This window comes from Martinezella sp. CNPSo 3890, from assembly GCF_057784455.1.
Window position 1 is genome coordinate 110859 of record NZ_JBXSOR010000010.1, and the last position, 22937, is coordinate 133795.

General features: G+C 60.9%; 20 protein-coding genes. 12 read left to right on the forward strand and 8 right to left on the reverse strand.

Annotated elements, in window-relative coordinates; genetic code table 11:
• Nucleotides 1–5: 5 nt before the first annotated feature.
• The 4 genes from AC13RC_RS22065 to AC13RC_RS22080 all read right to left on the reverse strand — a co-directional run bounded on the left by AC13RC_RS22065 (nt 6) and on the right by AC13RC_RS22080 (nt 6657).
• Nucleotides 6–890 carry an NAD(P)-dependent oxidoreductase gene (locus AC13RC_RS22065; RefSeq protein WP_183813199.1) on the reverse strand — a complete coding sequence of 295 codons (885 nt, stop codon included), beginning with the start codon at nt 888–890 and terminating at the stop codon, nt 6–8.
• A gap of 275 nt (nt 891–1165) precedes the next feature.
• Nucleotides 1166–4363 carry an efflux RND transporter permease subunit gene (locus AC13RC_RS22070; protein ID WP_488558400.1) on the reverse strand — a complete coding sequence of 1066 codons (3198 nt, stop codon included), beginning with the start codon at nt 4361–4363 and terminating at the stop codon, nt 1166–1168.
• A gap of 120 nt (nt 4364–4483) precedes the next feature.
• Nucleotides 4484–5674 (reverse strand): efflux RND transporter periplasmic adaptor subunit, encoded by a 1191-nt coding sequence (locus tag AC13RC_RS22075; protein WP_095435643.1) that lies wholly within the window; start codon nt 5672–5674, stop codon nt 4484–4486.
• A 170-nt stretch (nt 5675–5844) separates the two neighbouring features.
• Entirely contained in the window at nt 5845–6657 is an 813-nt protein-coding gene (locus AC13RC_RS22080; RefSeq protein WP_069611753.1) for an alpha/beta hydrolase fold domain-containing protein, read from the reverse strand.
• A gap of 235 nt (nt 6658–6892) precedes the next feature.
• Here AC13RC_RS22080 and AC13RC_RS22085 point away from each other — a divergent pair, with 235 nt between their 5' ends.
• Nucleotides 6893–7804, forward strand: coding sequence for a LysR family transcriptional regulator (locus tag AC13RC_RS22085; protein ID WP_095435644.1), 912 nt, complete (start codon nt 6893–6895; stop codon nt 7802–7804).
• A gap of 55 nt (nt 7805–7859) precedes the next feature.
• Here AC13RC_RS22085 and AC13RC_RS22090 read toward each other — a convergent pair whose 3' ends face one another.
• Nucleotides 7860–8318, reverse strand: coding sequence for a carboxymuconolactone decarboxylase family protein (locus AC13RC_RS22090; RefSeq protein WP_113420424.1), 459 nt, complete (start codon nt 8316–8318; stop codon nt 7860–7862).
• Between the two features lie 134 nt (nt 8319–8452).
• Between AC13RC_RS22090 and AC13RC_RS22095 the strand changes: the two genes are divergently transcribed.
• Nucleotides 8453–9337, forward strand: a complete 885-nt coding sequence (locus tag AC13RC_RS22095; protein WP_488558401.1) for a sigma-70 family RNA polymerase sigma factor — start codon at nt 8453–8455, stop codon at nt 9335–9337.
• 2 nt (nt 9338–9339) lie between these two features.
• On the opposite strand, the gene AC13RC_RS22100 is transcribed toward AC13RC_RS22095, so the two are convergent.
• Entirely contained in the window at nt 9340–10101 is a 762-nt protein-coding gene (locus AC13RC_RS22100) for an AraC family ligand binding domain-containing protein (RefSeq protein ID WP_488558402.1), read from the reverse strand.
• 137 nt (nt 10102–10238) lie between these two features.
• On the opposite strand from AC13RC_RS22100, the gene AC13RC_RS22105 reads away from it, so the two are divergent.
• The 7 genes from AC13RC_RS22105 (at nt 10239) to AC13RC_RS22135 (ending at nt 17364) form a co-directional block, all read left to right on the forward strand.
• Nucleotides 10239–11186: a DMT family transporter gene (locus tag AC13RC_RS22105; RefSeq protein WP_145632102.1), complete on the forward strand. Its 948-nt coding sequence runs from the start codon at nt 10239–10241 to the stop codon at nt 11184–11186.
• A gap of 81 nt (nt 11187–11267) precedes the next feature.
• Nucleotides 11268–11990, forward strand: a complete 723-nt coding sequence (locus AC13RC_RS22110; RefSeq protein WP_488558403.1) for a GntR family transcriptional regulator — start codon at nt 11268–11270, stop codon at nt 11988–11990.
• 102 nt (nt 11991–12092) lie between these two features.
• Nucleotides 12093–13373 (forward strand): cysteine desulfurase-like protein, encoded by a 1281-nt coding sequence (locus AC13RC_RS22115; RefSeq protein WP_488558404.1) that lies wholly within the window; start codon nt 12093–12095, stop codon nt 13371–13373.
• 168 nt (nt 13374–13541) lie between these two features.
• Complete coding sequence (locus tag AC13RC_RS22120) at nt 13542–14324, forward strand: HpcH/HpaI aldolase family protein (RefSeq protein ID WP_488558467.1); 783 nt, start codon at nt 13542–13544, stop codon at nt 14322–14324.
• A gap of 188 nt (nt 14325–14512) precedes the next feature.
• Nucleotides 14513–15718, forward strand: a complete 1206-nt coding sequence (locus tag AC13RC_RS22125; protein WP_488558405.1) for a pyridoxal phosphate-dependent aminotransferase — start codon at nt 14513–14515, stop codon at nt 15716–15718.
• Between the two features lie 80 nt (nt 15719–15798).
• On the forward strand, nt 15799–16596 hold the full coding sequence (locus tag AC13RC_RS22130) for an ABC transporter substrate-binding protein (protein WP_488558406.1): 798 nt from the start codon (nt 15799–15801) through the stop codon (nt 16594–16596).
• Between the two features lie 93 nt (nt 16597–16689).
• Nucleotides 16690–17364: an amino acid ABC transporter permease gene (locus AC13RC_RS22135; RefSeq protein ID WP_488558407.1), complete on the forward strand. Its 675-nt coding sequence runs from the start codon at nt 16690–16692 to the stop codon at nt 17362–17364.
• Here the strand turns inward: AC13RC_RS22135 and AC13RC_RS22140 are convergent.
• The gene (locus AC13RC_RS22140) at nt 17361–17876 is read right to left on the reverse strand and encodes a MarR family winged helix-turn-helix transcriptional regulator (protein WP_145316239.1); all 516 of its coding nucleotides are present in this window, start codon (nt 17874–17876) and stop codon (nt 17361–17363) included. The genes AC13RC_RS22135 and AC13RC_RS22140 overlap by 4 nt on opposite strands.
• A gap of 97 nt (nt 17877–17973) precedes the next feature.
• On the reverse strand, nt 17974–19545 hold the full coding sequence (locus tag AC13RC_RS22145; RefSeq protein ID WP_488558408.1) for a phytoene desaturase family protein: 1572 nt from the start codon (nt 19543–19545) through the stop codon (nt 17974–17976).
• A 393-nt stretch (nt 19546–19938) separates the two neighbouring features.
• On the opposite strand from AC13RC_RS22145, the gene AC13RC_RS22150 reads away from it, so the two are divergent.
• The 3 genes from AC13RC_RS22150 (at nt 19939) to AC13RC_RS22160 (ending at nt 22916) form a co-directional block, all read left to right on the forward strand.
• Nucleotides 19939–20721, forward strand: a complete 783-nt coding sequence (locus AC13RC_RS22150) for a cyclase family protein (protein ID WP_113330294.1) — start codon at nt 19939–19941, stop codon at nt 20719–20721.
• Between the two features lie 71 nt (nt 20722–20792).
• Entirely contained in the window at nt 20793–22382 is a 1590-nt protein-coding gene (locus AC13RC_RS22155) for a phytoene desaturase family protein (protein ID WP_488558409.1), read from the forward strand.
• A gap of 27 nt (nt 22383–22409) precedes the next feature.
• Nucleotides 22410–22916 carry a MarR family winged helix-turn-helix transcriptional regulator gene (locus AC13RC_RS22160; RefSeq protein WP_113231756.1) on the forward strand — a complete coding sequence of 169 codons (507 nt, stop codon included), beginning with the start codon at nt 22410–22412 and terminating at the stop codon, nt 22914–22916.
• The last annotated feature ends 21 nt before the right edge of the window (nt 22917–22937 follow it).

Below are 22937 nucleotides of genomic sequence, written 5' to 3' on the forward strand. Positions count from 1 at the left end.
CTTCCTCAAGCCTTTCCTCGGGCATTCTTGTCTTCCAGATGCTGCAGCAGGCCGCTGTGATCCTGCTCGCCACCGCCGTTTTCGACGAATTCGGCAAACTCCGCTCGAACGGCTTCGGTCAGCGGCAGATGAAGCGACAGGTTCTGCGCCGCCGCCAGCACCGTATCGAGGTCCTTCAGCTGGTTGCGGGCGGTGCCGCCGGGCTCGAAGTTGCGCTCGATCATGCGCTGGCCATGCAGTTCCAAAATCCGGCTTTCGGCGAACCCGCCGCGAATAGCGTCACGAAATGCCTCGCGCGAACCGCCGCCGGCCTCGACCAGCAGCATCGCTTCCGCGACGGCCCCGATGGTCACGGCGACGATCTGCTGATTGCCGAGCTTTGCGAGCTGGCCTGTCCCGCTCGGACCGACACGGGTTACGCGCCCGAGAGGCGCCATGATATCGCGCACGCTGTCGATGACGCCGGCATCGCCACCAGCCATGATCGCGAGCGTTCCGGCGGCCGCCCCGACCACGCCACCGGAGACCGGCGCATCGATGTGTCGGATACCGCGCTCGGCGAGTTTGAAGGCATGTTCGCGGGCAACGGCCGGCGATATCGAGCTGTTGTCGATAACGATCGCGCCAGCCTCCAGCACATCGGCCACGCCGCTGCCGAACAGGACTTCGCCGACAGCTCCGCCATTCGTCAGCATTGTGAAAAGCACCGCGGCGCCTCGCGCCGCCTCCACCGCCGTATCTGCGACGGTTGCGCCGTCGGCAGCCAGAGGTTCCGCCTTGCTGCGATCGCGATTCCAGACGGTCACGGCAAACCCGGCCGCCAGCAGACGCCGCGCCATCGGCGCACCCATCAATCCCGTGCCGAGAAAAGCGATCTTCCTGCCGCCCATAAACTATCCTCCGAATGCGGCGCACCAGCCCCGAGACTATATGCTATCGCCCTTTGGGTCCTTGCGCCAACGGGCCGCTCCTCATGCCCGATGTACGTCAATCAAATCATCCAAGAGCTTGATAAACCTATGGTGCCAGCATGCAAAGAAAATCGGTGGCCCGACCGAAAATTCTTCGGCACTGAATTCGCAATAGGCCGGTAGATAAGAAAAGGCGGGACCTTATGGTCCCGCCCCTGGCCTGTCGAGGACTGGAGGTCGGTTCGGCACGGCCCCTATTCGGCGGCGATCGGGAGTACCTCCGCCGAATGCTCGTTGTCATTGTGCGGATGCTGCTTCAGCGGACGGTTGCCCGTCAGTCGACGGGTCAGCACGTAGAACACGGGCGTCATGAAGATGCCGAAGAAGGTCACGCCGATCATGCCGGCAAACACCGCGACACCCATGGCAGCGCGCATTTCGGCACCGGCACCGGTCGAGGTGACCAGCGGCACGACACCCATGATGAAGGCCATGGAGGTCATCAGGATCGGGCGCAGGCGCAGGCGACTGGCTTCGATCGCGGCCTGGACCGGCGTGCGGCCCTCGAATTCCAGCTCGCGGGCGAATTCCACGATCAGGATGGCGTTCTTTGCCGACAGGCCGACCAGCACCACCAGGCCGATCTGGGTGAAGATATTGTTGTCTCCACCCGTGAGCCAGACGCCGGTCAGCGCCGCCAAGACGCCCATCGGCACGATCATGATGATGGCAAGCGGCAAGGTCAGGCTCTCATATTGGGCAGCCAATACGAGGAAGACCAGGAGCAGCGCCAGCGGGAAGACGACGACGCTGGAATTGCCCGCCAGGATCTGCTGGTAGGTCAAATCAGTCCATTCGAAGTCGATGCCGGGCGGCAGCGTCTCGTGCAGGATCTTCTCGATCGCCGCCTGTGCCTGACCCGACGAGAACCCGGGCGCCGGACCACCATTGATGTCGGCTGCCAGGAAGCCGTTATAGCGGTTCGTGCGTTCCGGACCGGTCGTGGCATCGACCTTCAGCAGGGCTGAAAGCGGGATCATCTGACCCGATGCCGAACGAACCTTCAACTGGCCGATATCTTCCGGCTGTGCGCGGAACTTGGCATCGGCCTGTACACGGACGCTGTAGGTGCGGCCGAAGGCGTTGAAGTCGTTCACATAGAGCGAACCGAGATAAATCTGCAGTGCTTGGAAGACGTCGGTGACGGAGACCCCGAGCTGCTCGGCCTTGGCGCGGTCGAGATCAGCAAAGAGCTGCGGCACGTTGATCTGGAAGCTCGAGAAGATACCTGTCAGCTCCGGTGTCTGGTAGGCTTTGGCGATCACTGCCTTGGCCGCCTGATCGAGCACCTGGTTGCCGAGGCCGGCGCGATCTTCGATCTGCAGCTTGAAGCCGCCTGTCGTACCGAGGCCGTTCACCGGCGGCGGCGGGAACATGGCGATGAAGGCATCCTGGATGGCGCCGAACTTGTGATTCAGTGCCATGGCGATCGCCCCGCCCGAAAGGTCCGGCGTCTTGCGCTCGTCGAAGTCCTTCAGCGTTACGAAAACGATGCCCGCATTCGAGGAATTGGTGAAGCCGTTGATCGACAGACCCGGGAAGGCGATCGCATTGGCAACGCCAGGCTGCTGCAACGCGATATCCGTCATGCGCTTAATCACGCTTTCCGTACGGTCAAGGCTTGCGGCATCCGGCAACTGTGCAAAGCCGATCAGATACTGCTTATCCTGCGACGGCACGAAACCGCCTGGAACCGTTGTGAACAGGCTATAGGTCGCGCCCACCAGCGCGAGATAGACCACCATGACGATGCTCTTGCGCGACACCAGGCGGCCGACGCCCTTGCCGTAATATTTCGAACCGGCTCCGAACGCCCGGTTGAAGCCGCGGAAGAACCAGCCGAAGACCGCGTCCATGATTCGCGTCAACCGATCCTTCGGCGCATGGTGGCCCTTCAGGAGCAGGGATGCCAGCGCAGGAGACAGGGTGAGCGAGTTAAAGGCCGAGATGACGGTCGAGATAGCGATCGTCAGCGCGAACTGGCGGTAGAACTGGCCGGAGAGGCCGGAGATGAAGGCGAGCGGCACGAAAACCGCGACGAGGACCAGCGCGATCGCGATGATCGGACCGGAAACTTCCTTCATGGCCTTGTAGGTGGCGTCTCGCGGATTGAGCCCGGCCTCGATATTGCGTTCGACGTTCTCCACCACCACGATCGCGTCGTCCACGACGATACCGATCGCCAGCACTAGGCCGAAGAGGCTGAGCGCGTTGATCGAGAAGCCGAAGACATACATCACGGCAAAGGTGCCGATGATCGACACCGGAACGGCGATCAGCGGGATGATCGAGGCACGCCATGTCTGCAGGAACAGAATGACGACCAGGACAACGAGCGCGATGGCTTCGAGCAGCGTGTCGATAACCTTCTCGATCGAGGCGCGGACGAATTTCGTCGTGTCGTAGACGATCTCATACTTGACGCCCGCCGGCATGGCCTGTTGCAGCACGTCCATGGTCGAGCGCACGTTGTTCGCGATCTCGATCGCGTTCGAACCGGGCGCCTGGAGAACCGCGACGGCGACCGCCGGCTTGCCGTCGAGCAGCGAACGCAGCGTATAGTCTTCCGCACCCAGCTCGACGCGAGCGACGTCGCGAAGGCGGGTGATCTCGCCATTGGCGCCCGTCTTGACGATGATGTTGCCGAACTCCTCGGGCGTGCGCAGGCGGCCCTGGGCATTGACGTTGAGCTGCAGATCCACGCCCGGTCGGCTGGGTGAGGCACCGATGATGCCGGCCGCAGCCTGGACGTTCTGGGAGCTGATCGCATTGCTGATGTCGCCGGCGGCAAGATTATGCTCGGCCGCCTTCTGCGGATCGATCCACACGCGCATGGAATAATCGCCGGCGCCGAAGACCTGCACCTGCCCGACGCCCTCGATCCGGGCGAGCCGATCCTTGATGTTCAGGGTCGCATAGTTTCGCAGATAGGTGATGTCGTGGTCGGCCCCGTCCGAGACGAGGTTGACGACCATGATGAAGTCGGGCGAGCTCTTGACGGTCGTGATGCCGAGGGCACGGACTTCCGTGGGTAGGCGCGGCTCGGCCTGCGAAACGCGATTCTGCACGAGCTGCTGCGCCTTGTCCGGATCGGTGCCGAGCTTGAAGGTGACGGTCACGTTAAGAACGCCGTCCGATGTCGCCTGGCTGGACATGTAGAGCATGCCCTCGACGCCGTTGATCTGCTCTTCGAGCGGCGTCGCCACCGTTTCGGCGATGACGGTCGGGTTAGCACCGGGATAGGTGGCGCGCACGACAATCGACGGGGGCACGACCTCTGGATATTCGGAGATCGGCAGCGCTCTGAGGCCGATCAGGCCGGCGACCACAATGAGGACCGAAAGAACACCGGCAAAGACCGGACGGTCGACAAAGAATCTGGAGATGTTCATATCAAAGCCCCCTCTGGGGTAAGAACGGATGCAAAATTCCCGTCCGACGATTTGAGAGCCGCCGGCGGATCATGTGATTTTGGAATGTCGGCCTTCTGCCCACGGGCAGAAGGCGAAGTCTTACTGAGCGGTCGCGACCTTCTCTGCCAACTGCGGCGCGACGACCGCACCGGGACGGATGCGCTGCAGCCCGTTGACGACGATCTTTTCGCCGGCTTTCAGGCCGTTCTCGATCACTCGCTGACCGTCGACAACCGATCCGAGCTGGACCTGCCGGTAATTGACCTTGTTCTCGCCATCCACGACGAAGACGAACTTCTTATCCTGGTCGGTGCCGACTGCACGGTCGTCGATGACGATCTTGTTCTCGGCCTTCGGTTGGCCCATGCGAACCCGCACGAACTGGCCGGGGATGAGACGGCCGCCCGGATTGTCGAAGACGGCTCGAACGCTGACGGTGCCGCTCGCCGCATCGACCTCGTTGTCGATCAACTGCAACTTGCCCTTGATCGGCGTGCCGTTGTCGCTTGCCGTACCGATCTGAACCGGGATCTGCTCGACTGGCGGAACGATGCCGCCGGTAGCCGGCAGTTCGGACAGCGCCTGGGTCACGGTCTGTTCGTTGGCACTAAAGCTCGCATAGATCGGGTCGACCGAAACGAGCGTCGTCAGTACTGAAGAGGACGCGCCGGCTGCAACGAGGTTGCCGACGGTGACGGCGATCTTGCCGACGCGGCCAGCGATCGGGGCGCGGACCTGCGTGTAGTCGAGATTGAGCTGCGCTGTCTGCAAGGTTGCTTGCGCGGCCTTCAGATTGGCTTCCGCCGCAGCATAGTTGCTGGCGCGCGTGTCCATATCGCTCTGCGAGATCGTCTTGTTGTCGAAGAGCTTCTGGCCACGGTCGACTTCGACTTTCGTCAGGTTGAGAGTGGCTTTCGCCGCGCCGACCTGCGCCTGAGCCTGGGCGACGGCCGCCTCATAAGGTGCGGGATCGATCGTGACAAGCAGGTCACCCTGCTTGACCAAAGCGCCCTCGCGGAAATGCACGGACTGGATCGCCCCAGCCACGCGCGGCCGGATCTCGACGCGGTCAATGGCTTCGAGCCGGCCGGAGAATTCCTGCCAGGATGTAACGTCGCGCGGCTCGACAACAGCAACCGTAACGGGGATAGCCGGCGGTGCCGCCTGGCTCGCCGCCTCGGTTGCCTGAGCGCCGCGCGGCAGCTCCAGATAGAAGGCTGCGCCTGCAACAGCCGCAGCGACACCCATGCCGGCGCCCCACAGGGCCCAGCTCTTACCGTTGGACTTCATGTTAGTCTCTCCTTTGGCCCCGTCTTGGGACACGGGACCACAAATTCCTATCGTCTCAATAAAATCAGGGGCCGAAGCACCGCGCATCCGCGTGACCATCGCTCCGGTCTCATGCCTTCGACATCAGTCCAATCCGCGCTCATCCCTCGCGGACCGCATACCCTAGTCGATCAAGCCTGCACGTCTTCGACAAAACCCTTGAAACAACAACAGATATCCTGCTGCCATGAAGGCTTGTCCTTCGACTGCCCGCCATAGAGAGTGGGCCAGCCTGTCCCGGCGGGAAGGACTTGCTGGCGAACACGGACGCCAGCCGCTTTCAGCCGACTGCCGTATTCCATGCTCTCGTCGCGGAGCGGGTCGTCCTCGGCCGTGAGCACCAATGCCGGCGCGAGGCCCGAAAGCCGCGAACAGTATCGAGGCGCTGCATAGGGGTGACAGACACCGCCCAGGAAACCCAGGTAACGGTTCCAACCCTCCGTCCAGCGCTCGCGCATGCCGCTTTCCTCCGCCTGGAGGAAAGATTTCGACCCCATGAAGGGATCAAGCAAAGGCGATATCAAAACCTGTCCGTCCAACGAACCGGGTATTTGATCGCGCGCCTTTAAAGCGACGCCCGCCGCAACATTGCCACCCGATTCCTCTCCGGCGACAAACAGCAGCGATTTTTTCGCCCCGCCCAGCGCAAGCATGTTCCGCTTGTTGCTGAGATAGGCGAGAAGCCCGTAGGCGCATTCCAGCACCTTCGGAAAAGCATTCTGATTGCAGCTGGTATAATCCGCCGCAACCACGATGGCCCCAGCCTCAGCGAGGCTTGCCGCCACCGGCCTGTTGGTCGCGTGACAGGTATCAAGAAAAGCGCCGCCGTGCAGATAGAGCACAAGGGGTGCCGCCTTCTTCAAACCTTCACCGTTGTAGATCCGCGCTTCCACCGGCCCCGTTGGCACGTTTTCCAGCACAACATCTTTCCACGGCGCACTCATCGACCCAAATCCCTGTCTGCTCGAGCGAATATGTTCCAATCCAAAAAGCGGTTTACCACGCTTTGCGACCATATTCTCGAAATGCGGTCTTTGGCGCCCCCATGCCGCATTGCAACAACTTACGAAACAACATATTGTTATTCCGCTTCGAGAATAAGTAGCCTATATTCGATCAGACTATTCACCATTACAAACAATCGACCTCTTTTTTCATCGGGTCGAGGGACATCATGGAATGGACCAGTTATCAGCAATGCGGGCATTCGCGCGTGTGGTGGAGACGGGCAATTTTACCCGCGCCGCAGCCGCCCTCTCCATGCCGAAAGCGACGGTGACGACGCTCATCCAGTCGCTGGAGGCGCATTTGCACGCGAAACTCCTCAACCGTACGACCCGACGCGTCATGGTGACGACGGATGGCGCACTCTATTACGAGCGGGCGATTCAGATCCTCTCCGAGATTGAGGAACTGGACGGCAGCATCAGCAATTCGCAGAGCTTGCCAAGCGGCCGCCTGCGCGTGGAAATGGCCGGCGCCTTCGCCGAAAAGATCGTCATGCCGGCGCTTTGCGATTTCCATCAGCGTTATCCGGATATTCATATAGACCTAGGCGTGGGCGACCGATTGGTCGACTATCTGGCCGAGAATGTCGATTGCGCATTGCGTGCCGGCATGCCGAGCGACCAGTCGCTGATCGCCCGTCGTGTCGGCGAGATCCATCTCGTCACCTGCGCCGCTCCGCTTTACATCGAGAAGCACGGCATCCCGGAACGGCCGGAGGAGTTGGAAACCAGTCACTACGCGGTCAGCTATTTCCGTGCGCAAACCGGCCGCACGATTCCTTTCCTCTTCGAGCGCGGCAATGAGTCGCTAGAAATCACTCCACGCTACATCCTCTCGGTCAATGACAGCCGCAGCTATTTGCAAGCAGCCATGACCGGCCTCGGCATCGCGCAGGTTCCAAGCTTCATGGCGCGGGACGCCCTTGCCAAGGGCGACCTCGTGCCGGTCCTATCCGGCTGGACCCGGCCGACATTGCCCATGCACATCGTTTATCCGCCCAACCGGCATCTGAGCAACAAGGTGCGCGTTTTCGTCGACTGGCTGGCGAAGCTGCTGGCAACCTCGCGGGTCGGCGAAGCTTGAGAGGCAGACCACCTTCTTCTCTCTGTCGGAAGAAGGTGGCGCCGATTGCGAACAATCAGTTCCAGGAAGCACCAGCCTGCTGGCGGACCGTTGAGTTCAAGCGATTCCAGACGTTGTCGATCGCAATCGCGACGATGAGGGCAGAGAGCGCCTTTTCGTCGTAGTGTCTTGCGGCCTCGTTCCAGATTTCATCGGTGACGGCATCCGGCCGGTCGGCAAGTCGGGTGACCGCTTCTCCGAGCGCCAGAGCCGCGCGTTCGGCACCGGAAAAATAAGGCATTTCGCGCCAGGCGGAGACACCGACGATGCGCTCCATGGTCTCGCCATCTTTCTGCAGCTTGCGAAAGCCCATGTCGGTGCAGACGCTGCAGCCATTGATCTGGCTGACTCGCAGATGCACGAGATCCATGATGTTTTCCGACAAGCCGCGATCTTTAATCGAATTGCTGACGGCCAAGAGCGCCTGCAGTGTTTCGGGCAGGACGAGGACGGGGTTCTTCATACGAGCTTGCATAATTCTTTCCTCTGATTGTGAGAGCCCTGTTGCGGCTCATCTTCCGACGATGCATTTTCCCGCCGATCCGATGTCACACCGGCCGGATTTCGTTCGTCATAGGTTTGACGGATGAGGACGAGGAGATGTGACCGATGGACGAAAAAAAGTGGCAAGCCGAAAAATTCGAAGCGAATCGACCGCATCTGCGCGCCGTCGCTTACCGCATGCTCGGCTCGCGCACGGAGGCCGAAGATGCAGTGCAGGAAGCATGGCTGCGCCTGATGAGGAGCGATAGGTCTGACGTCGAAAATCTGAGCGGCTGGCTGACGACAGTCACGGCGCGTATCTGCCTCGATCTGCTGCGAGCTCGCAAATCCCGCCGCGAGGAGCAGCTGACGATCCATGCTCCCGAGCCGATGGTGGTGCCTGAGGCAGGAAGCGGCATCGACCCGGAACAGGACGCCTTGCTGGCAGACTCCGTCGGCCTCGCTCTTCTGGTCGTATTGGAAAAATTGAACCCGGCCGAACGGCTTGCCTTCGTCCTGCACGATATGTTCGACGTCCCTTTCGATGATATTGCCCCGGTTCTGGGACGCACGACGGTCGCGACGCGCCAGCTTGCAAGCCGCGCCCGCCGCCGTGTGCAGGATACGCCATCAACGACGGAGGCTGACCTTACCCGCCAGCGCCAAGTCGTCGATGCCTTCTTCACAGCCTCGCGTGACGGCGACCTGCAGGCGCTGCTCGCCGTCCTCGATCCCCAAGCCGTCTTCAGGCCGGATGTGGTTGCCGCCCGCATGGGGGCGGCAGGGGAAATCCGCGGGCGCGTGGACGTAGCCAAGACCTTCCAGGGCCGTGCGCGGGGAGCGCGGCTGGCGGTCATCAACGGCGCGGTGGGTGCCATCGTTGTCATCGACGGACAGTTGCGCATCGCTCTTCGTTGCACCTTCAATGCAGATGGCATGATTAACGTCATCGACGCGATGGCCGATCCGGAAGAACTGCGCAAGCTGGAGATCGTTTTGATTGAAACCTGAAATTAGCGCATCTGTGTCGGGCTTGTGCCAGTCAGCCTGCGAAACATGGCAATGAAGGCCGACGCATTGCCGTACCCCAACTGCGCTGCAATCCGATGCACGGGCTGGCCGGCTTCAATTAGCGAAAGCGCCGCGACGAGCTTCAATCGCTGCCGCCACTCGTTGAAGGAAAGGCCTAGATCCACCTGGCACCGGCGCGACAGCGTACGCTCGGTCGTCCCCATCCGGCGCGCCCATTCAGCTAGGGAATGCCGGTCGCCGGGATCAGCTTGCAATGCGCTCAGGACTGGACCGAGTAGCGGATCGTCGGAGAGCGGCAGATAGCTCTCGCAGCGCGGCGCCAGGCGAATCTGATCGACCAGAACCTGTGCAAGCCTGAGATCTTCGGCCGTTTCCGGTATGGTGACCTCGCGGGCCGCGAAATCCGCCAGAATCGCCTTCAACAGCGAGCTGATGCTGAGCGTGGAAGGTTTGTCCGGCAGGTCGGCGCAAAGGGCGCGTTCGATATAGACGGTCACATAGCGCAGATCGTGCTGGTTATAAGCACCGTGCATCGTATCCGGCGGCAGCCAGATGGCATAATGTGGCGGCGACAAATAGCGTCTGCCTTGAATATCGAAGTCGCAGACGCCGATAAGCGCATAATTGAGCTCGCCCCAGGGCTGGCTCTTTTTTGGAAAGACCGTACCCGCCCGATAGTTCTCGGTTCGGAAGGAAACCGGGTTCGGCGGATCGCCCTCGATGCGTGGAGGCCTGCTGGACATGTCCTCATTTCACTACCACTTGTCTTAATCTCGTTATATACCGGAATTCGGACAAGCGGTACAAGACCTTCGGGACGGCGAGCCCTATCCGCCTTCCTTTGTTTCGCCAGAAGCCAGAAGACGCAGAGACTATTCATATGAGCACCGAGCAGAATGCTTCCGCATCCATAATAAGCACCGCCGGGCTCGCGCCCCTGCTGACGGTGCTCATCTGGTCCGGCAATACCGTTGTCACCAAGGCATCCGCCGGCGTGATATCTCCAGGTTCCATCTCTTTCTACCGCTGGCTGCTCGCATTCATCGTCCTCCTGCCCTTCGTCGGCCGGGCGGCATGGCGCAACCGCGCGCTGATACGCGAGTACTGGCTAAAGCTTGCCGTTCTCGGCGCACTCGGCATGGTGATCTACCAGAGCCTTGCCTATGAGGCAGCTAAGACGACTTCCGCCGTCAACATGGGCGTCATCGTTGCTCTGATGCCGTTGCTGTCGACGTTTTTCGCAAGCCTGCTGGCCGCTGAAAAACTGACTGCGACAAGCCTTATGGGCGGCAGCATTTCATTGATCGGACTCGTCTATTTGACATCGCAGGGCGATCCGATGCGTCTTGCGAATGGCGGATTCCATATCGGCGATGGCCTGATGATCGTTGCCGTCCTTTCGAATGCGCTTTATGGCGTGATGCTGAGACGGTGGGCGATGCCGTTTCCGATGTGGCAGCAGCTTTTCTGGCAGATCGGCTTTTCAACCCTGTTGCTGATCCCGATCTTCCTGATGGGCGATATCTCGCCGATCACCACGGCCAACCTGCCGCTGATCCTCTATGCCGCGATCCCGACCTCTCTCCTCGCGCCCCTCTGCTGGATGATCGGCATTCAGAGGCTCGGAGCAGGCCGGACGTCGCTGCTGATCAATCTCCTGCCAATCGTCGTTGCAGTGCTGGCCTGGGCGCTGCTTGGAGAACAACTGTATTCCTATCACGCTATCGGCGGGGCACTCGCCCTCATCGGCGTTGGGCTCGGCTTACACAAGCCTCGGACGAAGAATGGCCCGGCCGATGACGAAGGCTGGGAGACCGAGGAAGCCTGACCGCCGCTCAGAGAACCCTTTCCTTCCGCCCACCCTTCGTTCTACCATGAACGAGTCCCGAAAGACGGAGAGGAAACAAGCGTGCGCATAGCCCTGGAACCGGTGTCCTCCAGAACGACGATCCAGGAGAGCGTCTATCAGCAGCTGCGAAACGCGCTGATGGCAGGCAATTTCGATCCCGGCCAGACGCTGACCATCGCCTCGCTCGCCGAAACCTTCGGCACCAGCAATATGCCGGTGCGCGAAGCCCTGCGCCGGCTGGCGGCCGAAAATGCGCTTGAGATTGCCGCCAATGGCTCGGCCCGCATCCCTATCGTCACGCTTGCCCGCCTGGACGATCTCTGCCGCGCCCGCATCGCCGTGGAAGGGCTCGCCGCCGAGCTCGGCATCCCGAACCTGACCCCGACAGATATCGCCGCACTGGAACGCATCGCCGGCGAGCAGCATGTGATCGGCCTCGGCGCCAACATCTACGACCTGATGGCCAAGAACCAGCAGTTCCACTTCACCATCTATCGCGCCTCCGGCTCGGAGGTGCTGCTGCAGCTGATCGAGACCTTATGGCTGCGTTTCGGCCCCTATATGCGCATGCTCTCAGCCTCCGTCGAACCTTTGATGCGCAGCGGCGAGCTTGACCCTGCCGGCGAGCATGTCGCCATCGTCAAGGCGTTGAAGGCGGGAGACTTCGCCACAGCTCGCGACGCCGTCGTCGCCGATATCAGACGCACGCACGAAATCCTGCAGGATTATTGCCCGGCCACGCAGGACGAGCCGCGCAAAGGCTCCGGCTCCGGCCGCCGCTAAGCTTGCCAGAAGAGATTCAGAAATTTGGTTGAACCTTAAAGTATTTTGTGATCAAATGATCAAAATTGAGGTTCCAATCCCAACATCTAGAGCGAGATCCCCATGAGCTCCGCCGCTTCCGCATCGCAATTCGCCGGTCACAACAGCTTCCCGGTCGACGAGGTTCGTGCCATGTTCCCGGCCATCCGGAAAGCGGGCGATTTCGTCTTTCTCGATAATGCGGGTGGCGCGCAGGTGCCGCAGACGGTCGTCGATGCTGTTGCCAATCATCTCATCGATTTCAACGTGCAGCGCATGGCGAAATACCAGCACAGCCAGGGCGTCGACCGCAATCTGGAAGAAGCCCGCGAAAGCGTCGCCATGCTGGTCAACGCCTATCGCCCGGAAGAAATCTCCTTCGGCCAGAACGCCACCTCTTTCATCCGGCTTGTGAGCCTCGGCATTGCCAAGCTGCTCGGCGAACGCAACGAGATCGTCGTCACCGACATGGATCATGATGCGAACATCGCAACCTGGATGGCGCTGGAGGCCGACGGAGCGAAGATCGTCTGGTGGCGCATGCGCGAGGACGGCACGCTACATGTGGAAGACCTGAAGCCGCTGCTGAACGACAAGACCCGCCTCGTTGCCTGCACCGTCACCGCGCATTCCATAGGCACGATCGTCGATGTCGCAGCCGTCTGCAAACTGGCGCAGGCGGCCGGCGCCGAAACCTTCCTCGATTGCGTCCATTACGGCCCGCATGGCTTGATCGACGTGCAGGCCTGGGGTTGCGACTATCTCGTCTGCTCCGGCTACAAGAATTTCTCGCCGCATATGGGCTTCCTCTGGGGCCGCTACGACGCGCTGGTCAAGCTTCCCACATTCAAGGAAGACTTCATTCCAGACGTCCCGCCCTACAAGATCGAGGTCGGCACCTTCACCTATGAGAACGTCGCCGGCATGAACGCTGCGGTCAAATATCTCGAAGGCCTTGGCCGTCGGTTCCTGCCTGATGGCAACCACAGCCGTCGCGAGGCGCTCGCCGCCGCCATGGGCGCAATCCGCCAATACGAGTTGATGCTCTCGTGTGAGATGATAGCTGTTCTGAAGCGCCACGGTGCCACCATCTACGGCATCTCCGACGAGGCACGTCTCGAACAACGCGTTCCCACGATCTGCTTCAACATGCCAGGCATCACGCCGCAGGAATTCGCAGACGAGATGGGCAAGCAGCGCATCGGCCTGCGTGACGGCCACATGTTCGCACCACGCCTGATGAAGCGCCTTGGCTTGTCCATGGAAACGGGTGCCATCCGCGTGTCGCTGGTGCATTATAACAAAGTCGAGGAGATCGCGCGGTTCGACGCGGTGCTGACCGAGATCATGGCGCGGCGCAAGTAAGCCGTGCCTCAGAGCGGTGGCGGCGCCCGGACAACTCCGCCACCGCAATGCTTTTGTGCCGCTGCTTGATGGCACGAAAAGCTGTTCTGAACGCAGAACAGATTGCCGTTTCGCAGTTGTATCTTTCGGTCTATCCCTCGTCGGGAGACCGCTAAAATGAGGATGATGATGAGCGATTTCCGCCGGAACTGTATCGAACAGAAGCTGCTGATTGGTACGTTTGCGGCTATTCCGCATCCGGTAGCCATCGAAGTCACGGCAGCCTCCGGCGTCGATTTCCTCTGCATCGACTGGGAGCATTCGCAGATCAGCCGCGAACGCATCGAGGATCTGATCCGCGCCGCCGATGTCCATCGCGTTCCCGCCATGGTGCGCGTGCCCGGCCATGCGGCTGAGGATATCGCAACCGTCCTGGATGCCGGCGCTGCAGGCGTTCTCGTGCCGCGCGTTTCGACGGCGGAACAGGCGCGCGCCGCCGTCAAGGCCACCCGCTATCCCCCGCTCGGTGCCCGTGGCGTCGGCCCCGGCCGCGCCGCAGCCTATGGCTACCGTATCCCGGATTACCTCGCCAAGGCGAATGATGAATTGCTGCTCGCCATCCAAGTCGAGACGGCCGAGGGGCTTACCAACATCGCCGAGATCGCCGCCGTCGATGGCGTCGATCTCCTCTTCATCGGCCCTGGCGATCTCTCCGTTTCGATCGACGCCATGGGACCAACCGGCAAGGACAGGCTCGATGCGGCGATCAGAACCATCACCGAAACCACTTTGGCCGCCGGCCGCGCAGTCGGCATCTTCCGCCCCTCGCCCGATGATATCGGCGCATGGTTCGAAGCCGGTATCAGCTTCTTCATTCTCGCGAGCGACACGATGTTTCTCGGCGCCAGTCTGGCCGCCGGTGTCGATGCCGCGAAACAGGTCAAGCATGTGAAGGAGACGAAAGAAAGATGATCTCTTTCAGAGTGTTACCACTTCGAGAGGCAATAGAAAATCGAGCAAGAGGCCAGACTTTTTAAGCTTAAAATTTGTCCTTGAAATACGTCGGCTTTTGGATAACCATTCGAAATTGAGGGGTTGCTCAAGTGAAAGCTGCCGCAGCCGTTTGAATCCTCCAATACAGAATTCCCAGGGGAAATTTCTTGTCTCTATCGCAGCATAACCTGCCGAACGCGATGACGGGCCGCGATGCTCTTGAAGGCATTCGCGCCCAGATCCGCGACATGCGCACCGACAATATCGCAGTCCTGGCCAAGCGAGCCCGCGAGCTCGGTGGCGTCATTCCGCTCTGGTTCGGCGAAGGCGATATCGTGACGCCGGAGTTCATCCGCGATGCTGCAAGGAAAGCGCTCGATGATGGCGCAACCTTCTATGTTCCGAACATGCGCGGCCTAGCGACGCTGAACGAAGCATTGTCGGACTATCAGACGTATTGGCACGGCCGCCCCATCCCGATCGAACGCACGACGGTCGCCCCCGGCGGCATGCAGGCGCTCTACATGGCGCTTGAACTGCTCGTCGATGTCGGCACCAATGTCGTCTATGTCGCGCCGCAATGGCCGAACATCCATAACGCCATCCATCTGATCGGCGGCGAGCCCCGCGCTGTGTCACTCGATTTCGATACCGATTGGCGCCTCGATCTCGACAAGCTTTTTGCCCGCTGCGATGCCCGCACCCGCGCCATCTTCCTGTCGACGCCCTCCAACCCCACGGGCTGGACAGCGTCGCGCGAGGAAATGCAGGCACTGCTGGATTTCAGCCGCCGCACCGGCATCTGGATCATTTCCGATGAGGTCTATGCCCGCCTCTATTTCGATGGCGACATTGCCCCTTCGATCCTGCAGGTGGCCGAGGATGGCGATCGCGTCATCGCGATCAACAGCTTCTCGAAAGCCTGGGCGATGACCGGCTGGCGCGTCGGCTGGCTGACACACCCGTCTGCGGTTGCCGACCAGCTCGGCGCCATGACGCAGTATATCAACAGCGGCACCTCGGCCATGGTTCAGGCCGGGGCCGCCGCGGCCCTGCGCGAAGGCGAGCCGCTAGTCGCAGAAATCCGCGAACGCATCAAGGCCGGCCTCGACCTCGCCTATGAGAAGCTGCCGAAGATACCCGGCATCATCCTGCCTGAAAAACCGCGCGGCGGCATGTATGCCTTCTTCGCGCTGCAGGGTGAGCCCGACGCAACGGCGCTGTGCGAGCGCATTCTTGAAACCGCCCGCGTCGGCCTGGCGCCTGGATATCACTTCGGCGAGGCATCACGCGCGTTCCTGCGCATGTGCACGTTCCGCGAAACCGAACAGATGCGTATCGCGCTCGACCGCATGGTCAACGCGATGACATAAGACGGCCGCCAATCGGGCGGACGGGGAATACCGCGGGTGAGAGGAAAAGCCGGCGGCCATAACCAGAGGGAGACTAAAGAATGTCCATGACTCGTCGCAGTCTGCTGGTCCTTGCGACCGCCGTCGGCCTGGCCGGCGGAAGCCACTTCGCCTATGCCGCCGATGTGCTGAACGTCGGCTCCTATCCCAACAACCCGCCCTTCGAATACAAGACCGCGAATGGCGGTTTCGAAGGCTTCGAGGTCGACATCGTCAACGAAGCGGCCAAGCGCGCCGGCATGACCACTAATATCGCCGACTACGGCTTTCAGGCCCTGTTTGCGGCAACCAGTTCCAAGCGCATCGACGTGGCGATCTCGTCCATCACGATTACGCCGGAACGCCTGAAGTCGCAGTCCTTCACCCAGCCCTATTACGACTCCGACATGGGCGTCGCCACGAAGGAAGGCAGCAAAATCAAATCGCTTGCCGATCTCAAGGGCACCGTCGTCGGCGTGCTGTCGGGTTCGACGGGTGAAAAATGGGCCAACGACAACAAGGCCGCCCAGGGCTTTGCCGACGTCAAGGGCTACAATTCGCAGCAGGACATGTTCCTTGATCTCGGCGCAGGCCGCATCGATGCCGTCGTCAGCGATATCCCGGGCATGCAGTATCTCTTCGTCAAGACCAAGGGCTTCGCCATCAAGGATCGCATCAAGACCGGCGAACAATACGGCCTGATGATGACCAAGGATTCGCCACTCGTCGCCAAGATCAACGATGCGATCACCGCGATGAAGAAGGATGGCACGCTGGATAAGATCCACGAGAAGTGGTTCGGCAGCAAGGCGCCTGCGGGCTCCTCCACCGTGACCGAACTGCCGATCCCCAAAGCGTGATCAAAAGATCATTATTGAAATGAGACTGCGCCGGTCGCGACAACCGGCGTGGATGCAGGAAACCTCGTCTTCGTTTCGCACGCGGGAGTGCCAATGTCTTTCGTCGATACCTTCTTCAATTCCGACGTCATGATCTCGGCCTTCCCGCAGCTGCTACGCGGGCTTTGGATGACCATCGCCCTCGGCGTGGTCAGCATCCTGATCGGCGTCAGCGGCGGCCTCGTCGTCAGCCTGGTGCGCCTCTATGCCCCCAAGCCGCTGCAGCTCCTGATGATCGCCTATATCGACATCATGCGCGCCATGCCGATGCTGGTCGTGCTGATCCTGATCTATTACGCGCTACCCTTCGTCGGCATCAGCTTTTCCGCATGGTGGTCGGCAATCCTCGGCTTCTCGATCGCGCTGGCCGCCTATTCGGCCGAGGTCTTCCGCTCAGGCATCGAAAGCGTGCCGCGCGGCCAGTTCGAGGCGGCCGCAGCCCTCGGTATCCCCTTCCTGATCACGCTCTACAAGGTGGTGCTGCCGCAAGCCGTCCGCATCGTCATTCCACCGACGACGAGCAATTGCGTGTCGATGTTCAAGGATACGTCGCTCGCCTCGACCGTGGCTTTGCCGGAACTGCTGAAAGAAGGGCAGAACGCCCAAGGCTTCTACGCCAACCCCTCACCGCTGATCATGGCCGCGCTGATCTACATCATCCTGCTCTGGCCGATGGTCCGCCTCGTCAGCGTGCTTGAAAAGAAATTCAAGGACGAGCGGACTCGTTAATCGAAATCGACACCCGAAAGATGATTGCTGACGGATGACTTCACCGCACCGATATCCCGCCACAGTTCGCTAACGATTGCGGGCTCCACATCTGCCATCATGTCGCGCAGCCAGCCTTCATGGGCGGCGGCCATGGCGCTGAATTGGGTCTCGCCCTTCGCCGTGAGCTTGGCGACCGTCACGCGCCGATCGCCATCGGGCGTCACGCGCTGCACGAGGCCATCCGCTTCCAGCCGTTCGACCAGTCCGGTGACATTGCCGTTGGTGACCATGGTGCGCTTCGAAAGCTCCCCGAGCCGCAGACCATCCCGCTCGCGATAAAGCTGCGCCATCAGGTCGAATTGCGGCAAGGTCGCGCCGAACTCGTTGCGCAGGCGGCGGCGGATTTCCTGCGAGATCAGCTTCGTCGTCGAAAGCATGCGCAGCCAGAGCCGCAGCTCCAGTTTTTTGCCTTCCTGCGCTCCCTGAACAATGATCTCCAGGTCAACGGTTGCACTCTCGGACTCTGTCATGACGTCGCCTCGGCCTATCATTCCGCATCATCAATCTAAGCGATCTAGGGGACGATATTTGAAATGTCAAAGGTTTAGCCGTCAAGTCGCATAACTGTCACTTTGCCAGCATTTTCCCCAGCATGAAGCCGGAGCCGGCGCCGGTTCCGGCGCCCGGCCATGTCGAAGCCCCGCACATGTAAAGCGATGCCACGGGCGTCCTGTATCGCGAATAGCCGGCAACGGGGCGGAACAGGAAATTCTGGTCGAGATGATGACTGCCCGAGAGATTGTCGCCGCCGACGAGGTTCGGGTTCTCGCGTTCGAGATCGACGGGCGAAAAGACTGAACGGCCAAGTATCTTGCCATGCAAGCCTGGGGCATAGCGCTCGATGATATCGAGGACACGCTCGGCATAAGCATCCTTGATCTCGTTCCAGCTTGTGCCGGTGATCTCGCCGGCGGCATCGCCGCGGAATTCCGCCGGCAGGACACGCACCTGTATCCAGAGCACATGCTGTCCGGCCGGCGCGCGCGACGGGTCGATGGCCGTCGGCTGCCCGACCACAAGCGCAGGCTCCGCCGGCAGAAGCCCGCCCATCGCCTCGGCATAGACGCGCGACATCATTTCGAGATCCGGCGCGATATGCACATAGGCGAAATTCTGCAGCGCCTGGCCTGCCGTCCAATCCGGAAGGCCAGACAGCGCCAGATGGATCATCATCGTGCCGGGTCCGGCCCGGAAGCGGGACACCTTGCCGTCGAACTCCCGGCGTGACGGGTCCTGGTCCAGAAGCTTACCGAACAGGATCTGCGGATGGACATTGGCGATAACGGCCCGCTTCGCCTCGTAGCGGCGCCCATCGGCTAGCACGACACCCGTCGCCTTTCCACCTGACGTGACGATCTTGTCGACGCGCGTACCCAGCATCAACTCGCCACCCTTGCTCGTCAGCACGGCCGCCATCGCCTTGATGATCGTATCGGCTCCGCCCTTGCCGATCACCATGCCGAAGGCCTGATTGGCCATGGATTCGAGATAGGGAAACAGTGCACCGCCGGCGACATCGGGCGCAAAGTCGAGATGCAGACCCCAGGCGGCCATCATCGTCTTGAGCTTGGTATTCTGGAAACGGGCATCGAGAAAATCGCGCGGCGAGGCAAAGAGCATACGCGCGGTGTCATAAATCCAGCCCATTCCCTTTTCGCGCCAAGCCTTCCAGACAACCCTGGCGGCGGCCAGGGATGGCATGGGCGAGCCGAGCAGGCCGAAAATATGCGGGGCATCCGCACCGAACGTAGAGAGCATATTGCGCCAGGCTGCAGCATCCTGCGGTGAGATATCGGCGATGGCTCCCGCGGTCTTTTCCAGATCGGTGCTGACGCCGAGATAGGTGTTGTCGCGAAAAACGCTGGCGAAGCAATCCGCAGCCGGCACAAAGCCCAGCCCTTCGGCCTGCAGCTCGTTCTTGTATTGCGCAAGGAAAGCCGAGCCGGCAAACATGGAGAGGTTCATGGCGCAAAGATCATGCCGGAAGCCGGGCAGCGTCAGCTCGCGCGTCTTGACGGCGCCGCCGGGCTCTGCATTTCCTTCGATGACGGCGACCTTCCAGCCCTTGGCGGCCAAATGTACCGCCGCCGCCAAGCCATTGTGACCGGCCCCGACTATGATCGCATCATAGCTCATCATCTGCCCCTTTTTGGTTTGTGATTATTATTATCACATGCATACATTTTGAGTTTTAAGCTTCAAGTATCTGTTGGCGCGAACCACAGAAAGCAAAAGCAACCATTGATAGCATTTCATCGAATTAACTCGACGAATGCTGTTTTACTTCAGCAGCTTACAAACTCATGACCGCTGCCGATTTTAGGTCAAAATTGGCTCCGTGAACCCGAGCGGAATGCTTGCAATATCATATATTGTGACATAGGCTCCCCTTATTCCGCCGCCGCGCGGAGCCGGTGCCAGGAGGAAAGGCACCCCACGCCTGGCGATACCGACTTCATGCCTGATCCTGAACAAAAGACCCACAAAAAGGCTCTTTGCATGGATCATGCAACAACAAGGGGAACGCAAAATATGACAGCCACCACACTCGCCAGCCTCGCCTCGGCCCTTCTTTCGGGCTCCGTCAAGGTCGTCGATCTCACCGCGCCGCTCGGTCCGGATACTCCGGTGCTCTACCTGCCGCCACAGTTCGGCAAGAACACGCCGAACGTCAAGGTCCATACGATCTCCGAATACAATCAGGACGGCCCCTTCTGGGCCTGGAACTGGCTGGAACTCGGCGAGCATACCGGCACGCATTTCGACGCGCCCTGTCACTGGATCACTGGCAAGGACCATCCGAACAACACGACGGACACCATTCCGCCGCAGAATTTTGTGGCGCCGGTCAACGTCATCGACCGCTCCAAGGAAGCCGCCGCCAACCCCGATTATTTGCTGACGGTCGACAGCATCAAGGAATGGGAAGCCCAGAACGGCGCGATCGAAGCCGGCAGCTGGGTACTGCTGCGTACCGACTGGTACAAGCGTAACGGCTCGACCGAGACCTTCCTGAATGCCGATGAAAACGGCCCGCATTCCCCCGGCCCGACGGCCGAAGCGATCGAATATCTGCTCACCAAGGGCATTATCGGTTGGGGCCAGGAGACCATCGGCACCGATGCCGGTTCCGCCGGCGGCATGAACCCGCCTTTCCCGGCGCACAACCTCATGCACAAGGCCAATCGCTATGGCCTCGCCAGCCTCTCGAACCTCGACCAGCTTCCGGCCAAGGGCGCTGTTCTCATCGCTGCGCCGTTGAAGTTCGTCAAGGGCACCGGCTCACCGGTTCGCGCACTGGCATTGATTGCATGATAGGCTGGAGAGGCAGGAGCCTGGGGTAGGCTCCTCCTTTCTGTTCATCTTGCCAGTGAGGGGCGGCAGCAATGGGCGATCATGACTACATCATCGTCGGCAGCGGCATAAATGCGCTCGTCGCGGCCGCCATGCTCGGCAAAAAGGGGCACAAGGTTCTCGTCCTCGAGCGCAACGACCGCATCGGCGGCTGCCTGCGCACCGAGGAGATCACCGAGCCCGGCTTCATCCACGACGTCATGGCAACGACCATGGTGCTTTTCCTCACTTCGCCGGCCTATGGCGCCATCGGCAAGGATCTCGAGGCACGAGGCCTGGAATTCGCCCATGCCGACCTCCCCACGGGCGTGCTCAGGCCTGACGGTTCGCATGTGATCTTTTCCAAGGACCGGCGGCGCAATATCGCCACCTTCGATGAACTGTCGCTCGGCGATGGGCAAACCTTCGCGCGCGAAATGGATGCGCTGGCCGCAGATGCGCCATTCCTGTTTTCGCTGCTCGGCGGTGCATTGTGGTCGGGATCGATGCTCAAGACCATCGGCAAGCAGGGCTGGAACCGCGGCCTGCGCAAGCTCGCTGCCTGGTTTGGCGATGCTTTGACGCCGGCACGCGGCTATCTCGAAACCAGCTACAGGTCTGAGGATATCCATGCGCTCTGGGCGCCGTGGGTGCTTCATTGCGGCCTTGGGCCCGAAAGCGCCTATTCCGCCGAAATGCTGAAGGTGATCGGCTTCGCATTGGAATTGGGCGGCGCGCCGATCGTCAAGGGTGGCGCCGAAAAACTGCTGACCGCCTTCGAACGGTTGATCACCGACAATGGCGGCGAGATTCGCGTGAGTGCCGATGTCGAGGCCATCATTCCGGACGCCAATCGCAGTGCCGATGGGATACGTCTTGCGAATGGCGAAACCTTGAGAGCAAAGGCCGGCGTGATCTGCTCGGTCACACCCAACCAGCTTTACGAGCGGCTGATGAAGGATTGGCCGGATCCGCTGCCGCCGGAGGTCAAATCAGGCGTTGCAAGCTACCGCTACGGCAAGGGCGATATGCAGATTCACTATGCGCTGTCCGAGCCGCCGCGCTGGAAGGCCAATGCCGAACTCGGCCAGGTGGCGCTGCTGCACCTCACCCCCGGCCTCGACGGCGTCTCGCGCGCCGCCAACGAATGTGAGCGCGGGCTTCTGCCGGCCGAACCGACGGTCTGCGTCGGGCAGCCTGTCGCGCTTGATCCCAGCCGCGCACCGGAAGGAAAGTCGATCCTCTGGCTGCAGCTTCCCGAAGCGCCTCGCCACATCAAGGGAGATGCCGCCGGCGAGATCGAAACGCCAAGGGACGGCCGCTGGACGGAAGAGGTGCGCGAGCGCTATGCCGACCGGATTGAGGCGCTTCTATCCAGCCATATCGAGAACTTCTCCGGCATAAAACTCGCGCGCCGCGCCTATTCTCCTGGCGATCTGGAGGCGATGAACATGAACCTTGTCGGCGGCGATCCCTACGGCGGCTATTGCGGCATCGACCAGCTTTTCATCTGGCGTCCTTTCAAGTCATCTGTTAACCACCGCACCCACATATCGGGCCTCTACCACATCGGCGCTTCGGCGCATCCCGGTGCGGGCCTTGGTGGGGGCTCCGGCTTCCTGCTTGCATCATCGCTGAAGTAACACGTTTCCGGAGGAGGAGTTTCGTCGATGGAGGAACGGTTTTCAGGCACCATTTTGAGGCGCAAGCGGGATGAGAACGCGAAGCGCCCGACCATGGGCGAAATCGGCCTCAATCACTTCGCGCCTTATCTCATGAACCGGCTGATGGCGCGCTGGAACGCCAATCTTTCGGAAGAGCTGCGCGAATACGATATGACGACCGCCAAGATGCGCGCGCTTGCCGTTCTCAGCGTCTCGTCCAGCGTCACCATCAACGAGCTCTCCGTCTTTGCGGTGACCGAACAATCGACGATGAGCCGCACTTTGGATTCCCTCGAGCAGCAGGGCTACATCCGCCGCCAGCCGCGCGCCGAAGACATGCGCATCCGCGATGTCTCCATCACCGAGGAGGGCCGCGCCGCCTTCGAGAAGGTGTGGCCGACCATGTACGACCTCTTCCTGCAGATGTTCGACGGCGTCGATGAAGCAGAATACCGCACCTTCATCTCGACCCTGCATAAGGTGCTGCACAATATCAGGAAGCACGAGATCTGAGCGGCCTGATAGATTCCGCTC

Excerpts from the sequence above, each read along its gene's own strand:
- AC13RC_RS22065 (WP_183813199.1), bottom strand. The coding sequence starts at position 890 with ATGGGCGGCAGGAAGATCGCTTTTCTCGGCACGGGATTGATGGGTGCG.
- AC13RC_RS22070 (WP_488558400.1), bottom strand. The coding sequence starts at position 4,363 with ATGAACATCTCCAGATTCTTTGTCGACCGTCCGGTCTTTGCCGGTGTT.
- AC13RC_RS22075 (WP_095435643.1), bottom strand. The coding sequence starts at position 5,674 with ATGAAGTCCAACGGTAAGAGCTGGGCCCTGTGGGGCGCCGGCATGGGT.
- AC13RC_RS22080 (WP_069611753.1), bottom strand. The coding sequence starts at position 6,657 with ATGAGTGCGCCGTGGAAAGATGTTGTGCTGGAAAACGTGCCAACGGGG.
- AC13RC_RS22085 (WP_095435644.1), top strand. The coding sequence starts at position 6,893 with ATGGACCAGTTATCAGCAATGCGGGCATTCGCGCGTGTGGTGGAGACG.
- AC13RC_RS22090 (WP_113420424.1), bottom strand. The coding sequence starts at position 8,318 with ATGCAAGCTCGTATGAAGAACCCCGTCCTCGTCCTGCCCGAAACACTG.
- AC13RC_RS22095 (WP_488558401.1), top strand. The coding sequence starts at position 8,453 with ATGGACGAAAAAAAGTGGCAAGCCGAAAAATTCGAAGCGAATCGACCG.
- AC13RC_RS22100 (WP_488558402.1), bottom strand. The coding sequence starts at position 10,101 with ATGTCCAGCAGGCCTCCACGCATCGAGGGCGATCCGCCGAACCCGGTT.
- AC13RC_RS22105 (WP_145632102.1), top strand. The coding sequence starts at position 10,239 with ATGAGCACCGAGCAGAATGCTTCCGCATCCATAATAAGCACCGCCGGG.
- AC13RC_RS22115 (WP_488558404.1), top strand. The coding sequence starts at position 12,093 with ATGAGCTCCGCCGCTTCCGCATCGCAATTCGCCGGTCACAACAGCTTC.
- AC13RC_RS22120 (WP_488558467.1), top strand. The coding sequence starts at position 13,542 with ATGAGCGATTTCCGCCGGAACTGTATCGAACAGAAGCTGCTGATTGGT.
- AC13RC_RS22130 (WP_488558406.1), top strand. The coding sequence starts at position 15,799 with ATGTCCATGACTCGTCGCAGTCTGCTGGTCCTTGCGACCGCCGTCGGC.
- AC13RC_RS22135 (WP_488558407.1), top strand. The coding sequence starts at position 16,690 with ATGTCTTTCGTCGATACCTTCTTCAATTCCGACGTCATGATCTCGGCC.
- AC13RC_RS22140 (WP_145316239.1), bottom strand. The coding sequence starts at position 17,876 with ATGACAGAGTCCGAGAGTGCAACCGTTGACCTGGAGATCATTGTTCAG.
- AC13RC_RS22145 (WP_488558408.1), bottom strand. The coding sequence starts at position 19,545 with ATGATGAGCTATGATGCGATCATAGTCGGGGCCGGTCACAATGGCTTG.
- AC13RC_RS22150 (WP_113330294.1), top strand. The coding sequence starts at position 19,939 with ATGACAGCCACCACACTCGCCAGCCTCGCCTCGGCCCTTCTTTCGGGC.
- AC13RC_RS22155 (WP_488558409.1), top strand. The coding sequence starts at position 20,793 with ATGGGCGATCATGACTACATCATCGTCGGCAGCGGCATAAATGCGCTC.
- AC13RC_RS22160 (WP_113231756.1), top strand. The coding sequence starts at position 22,410 with ATGGAGGAACGGTTTTCAGGCACCATTTTGAGGCGCAAGCGGGATGAG.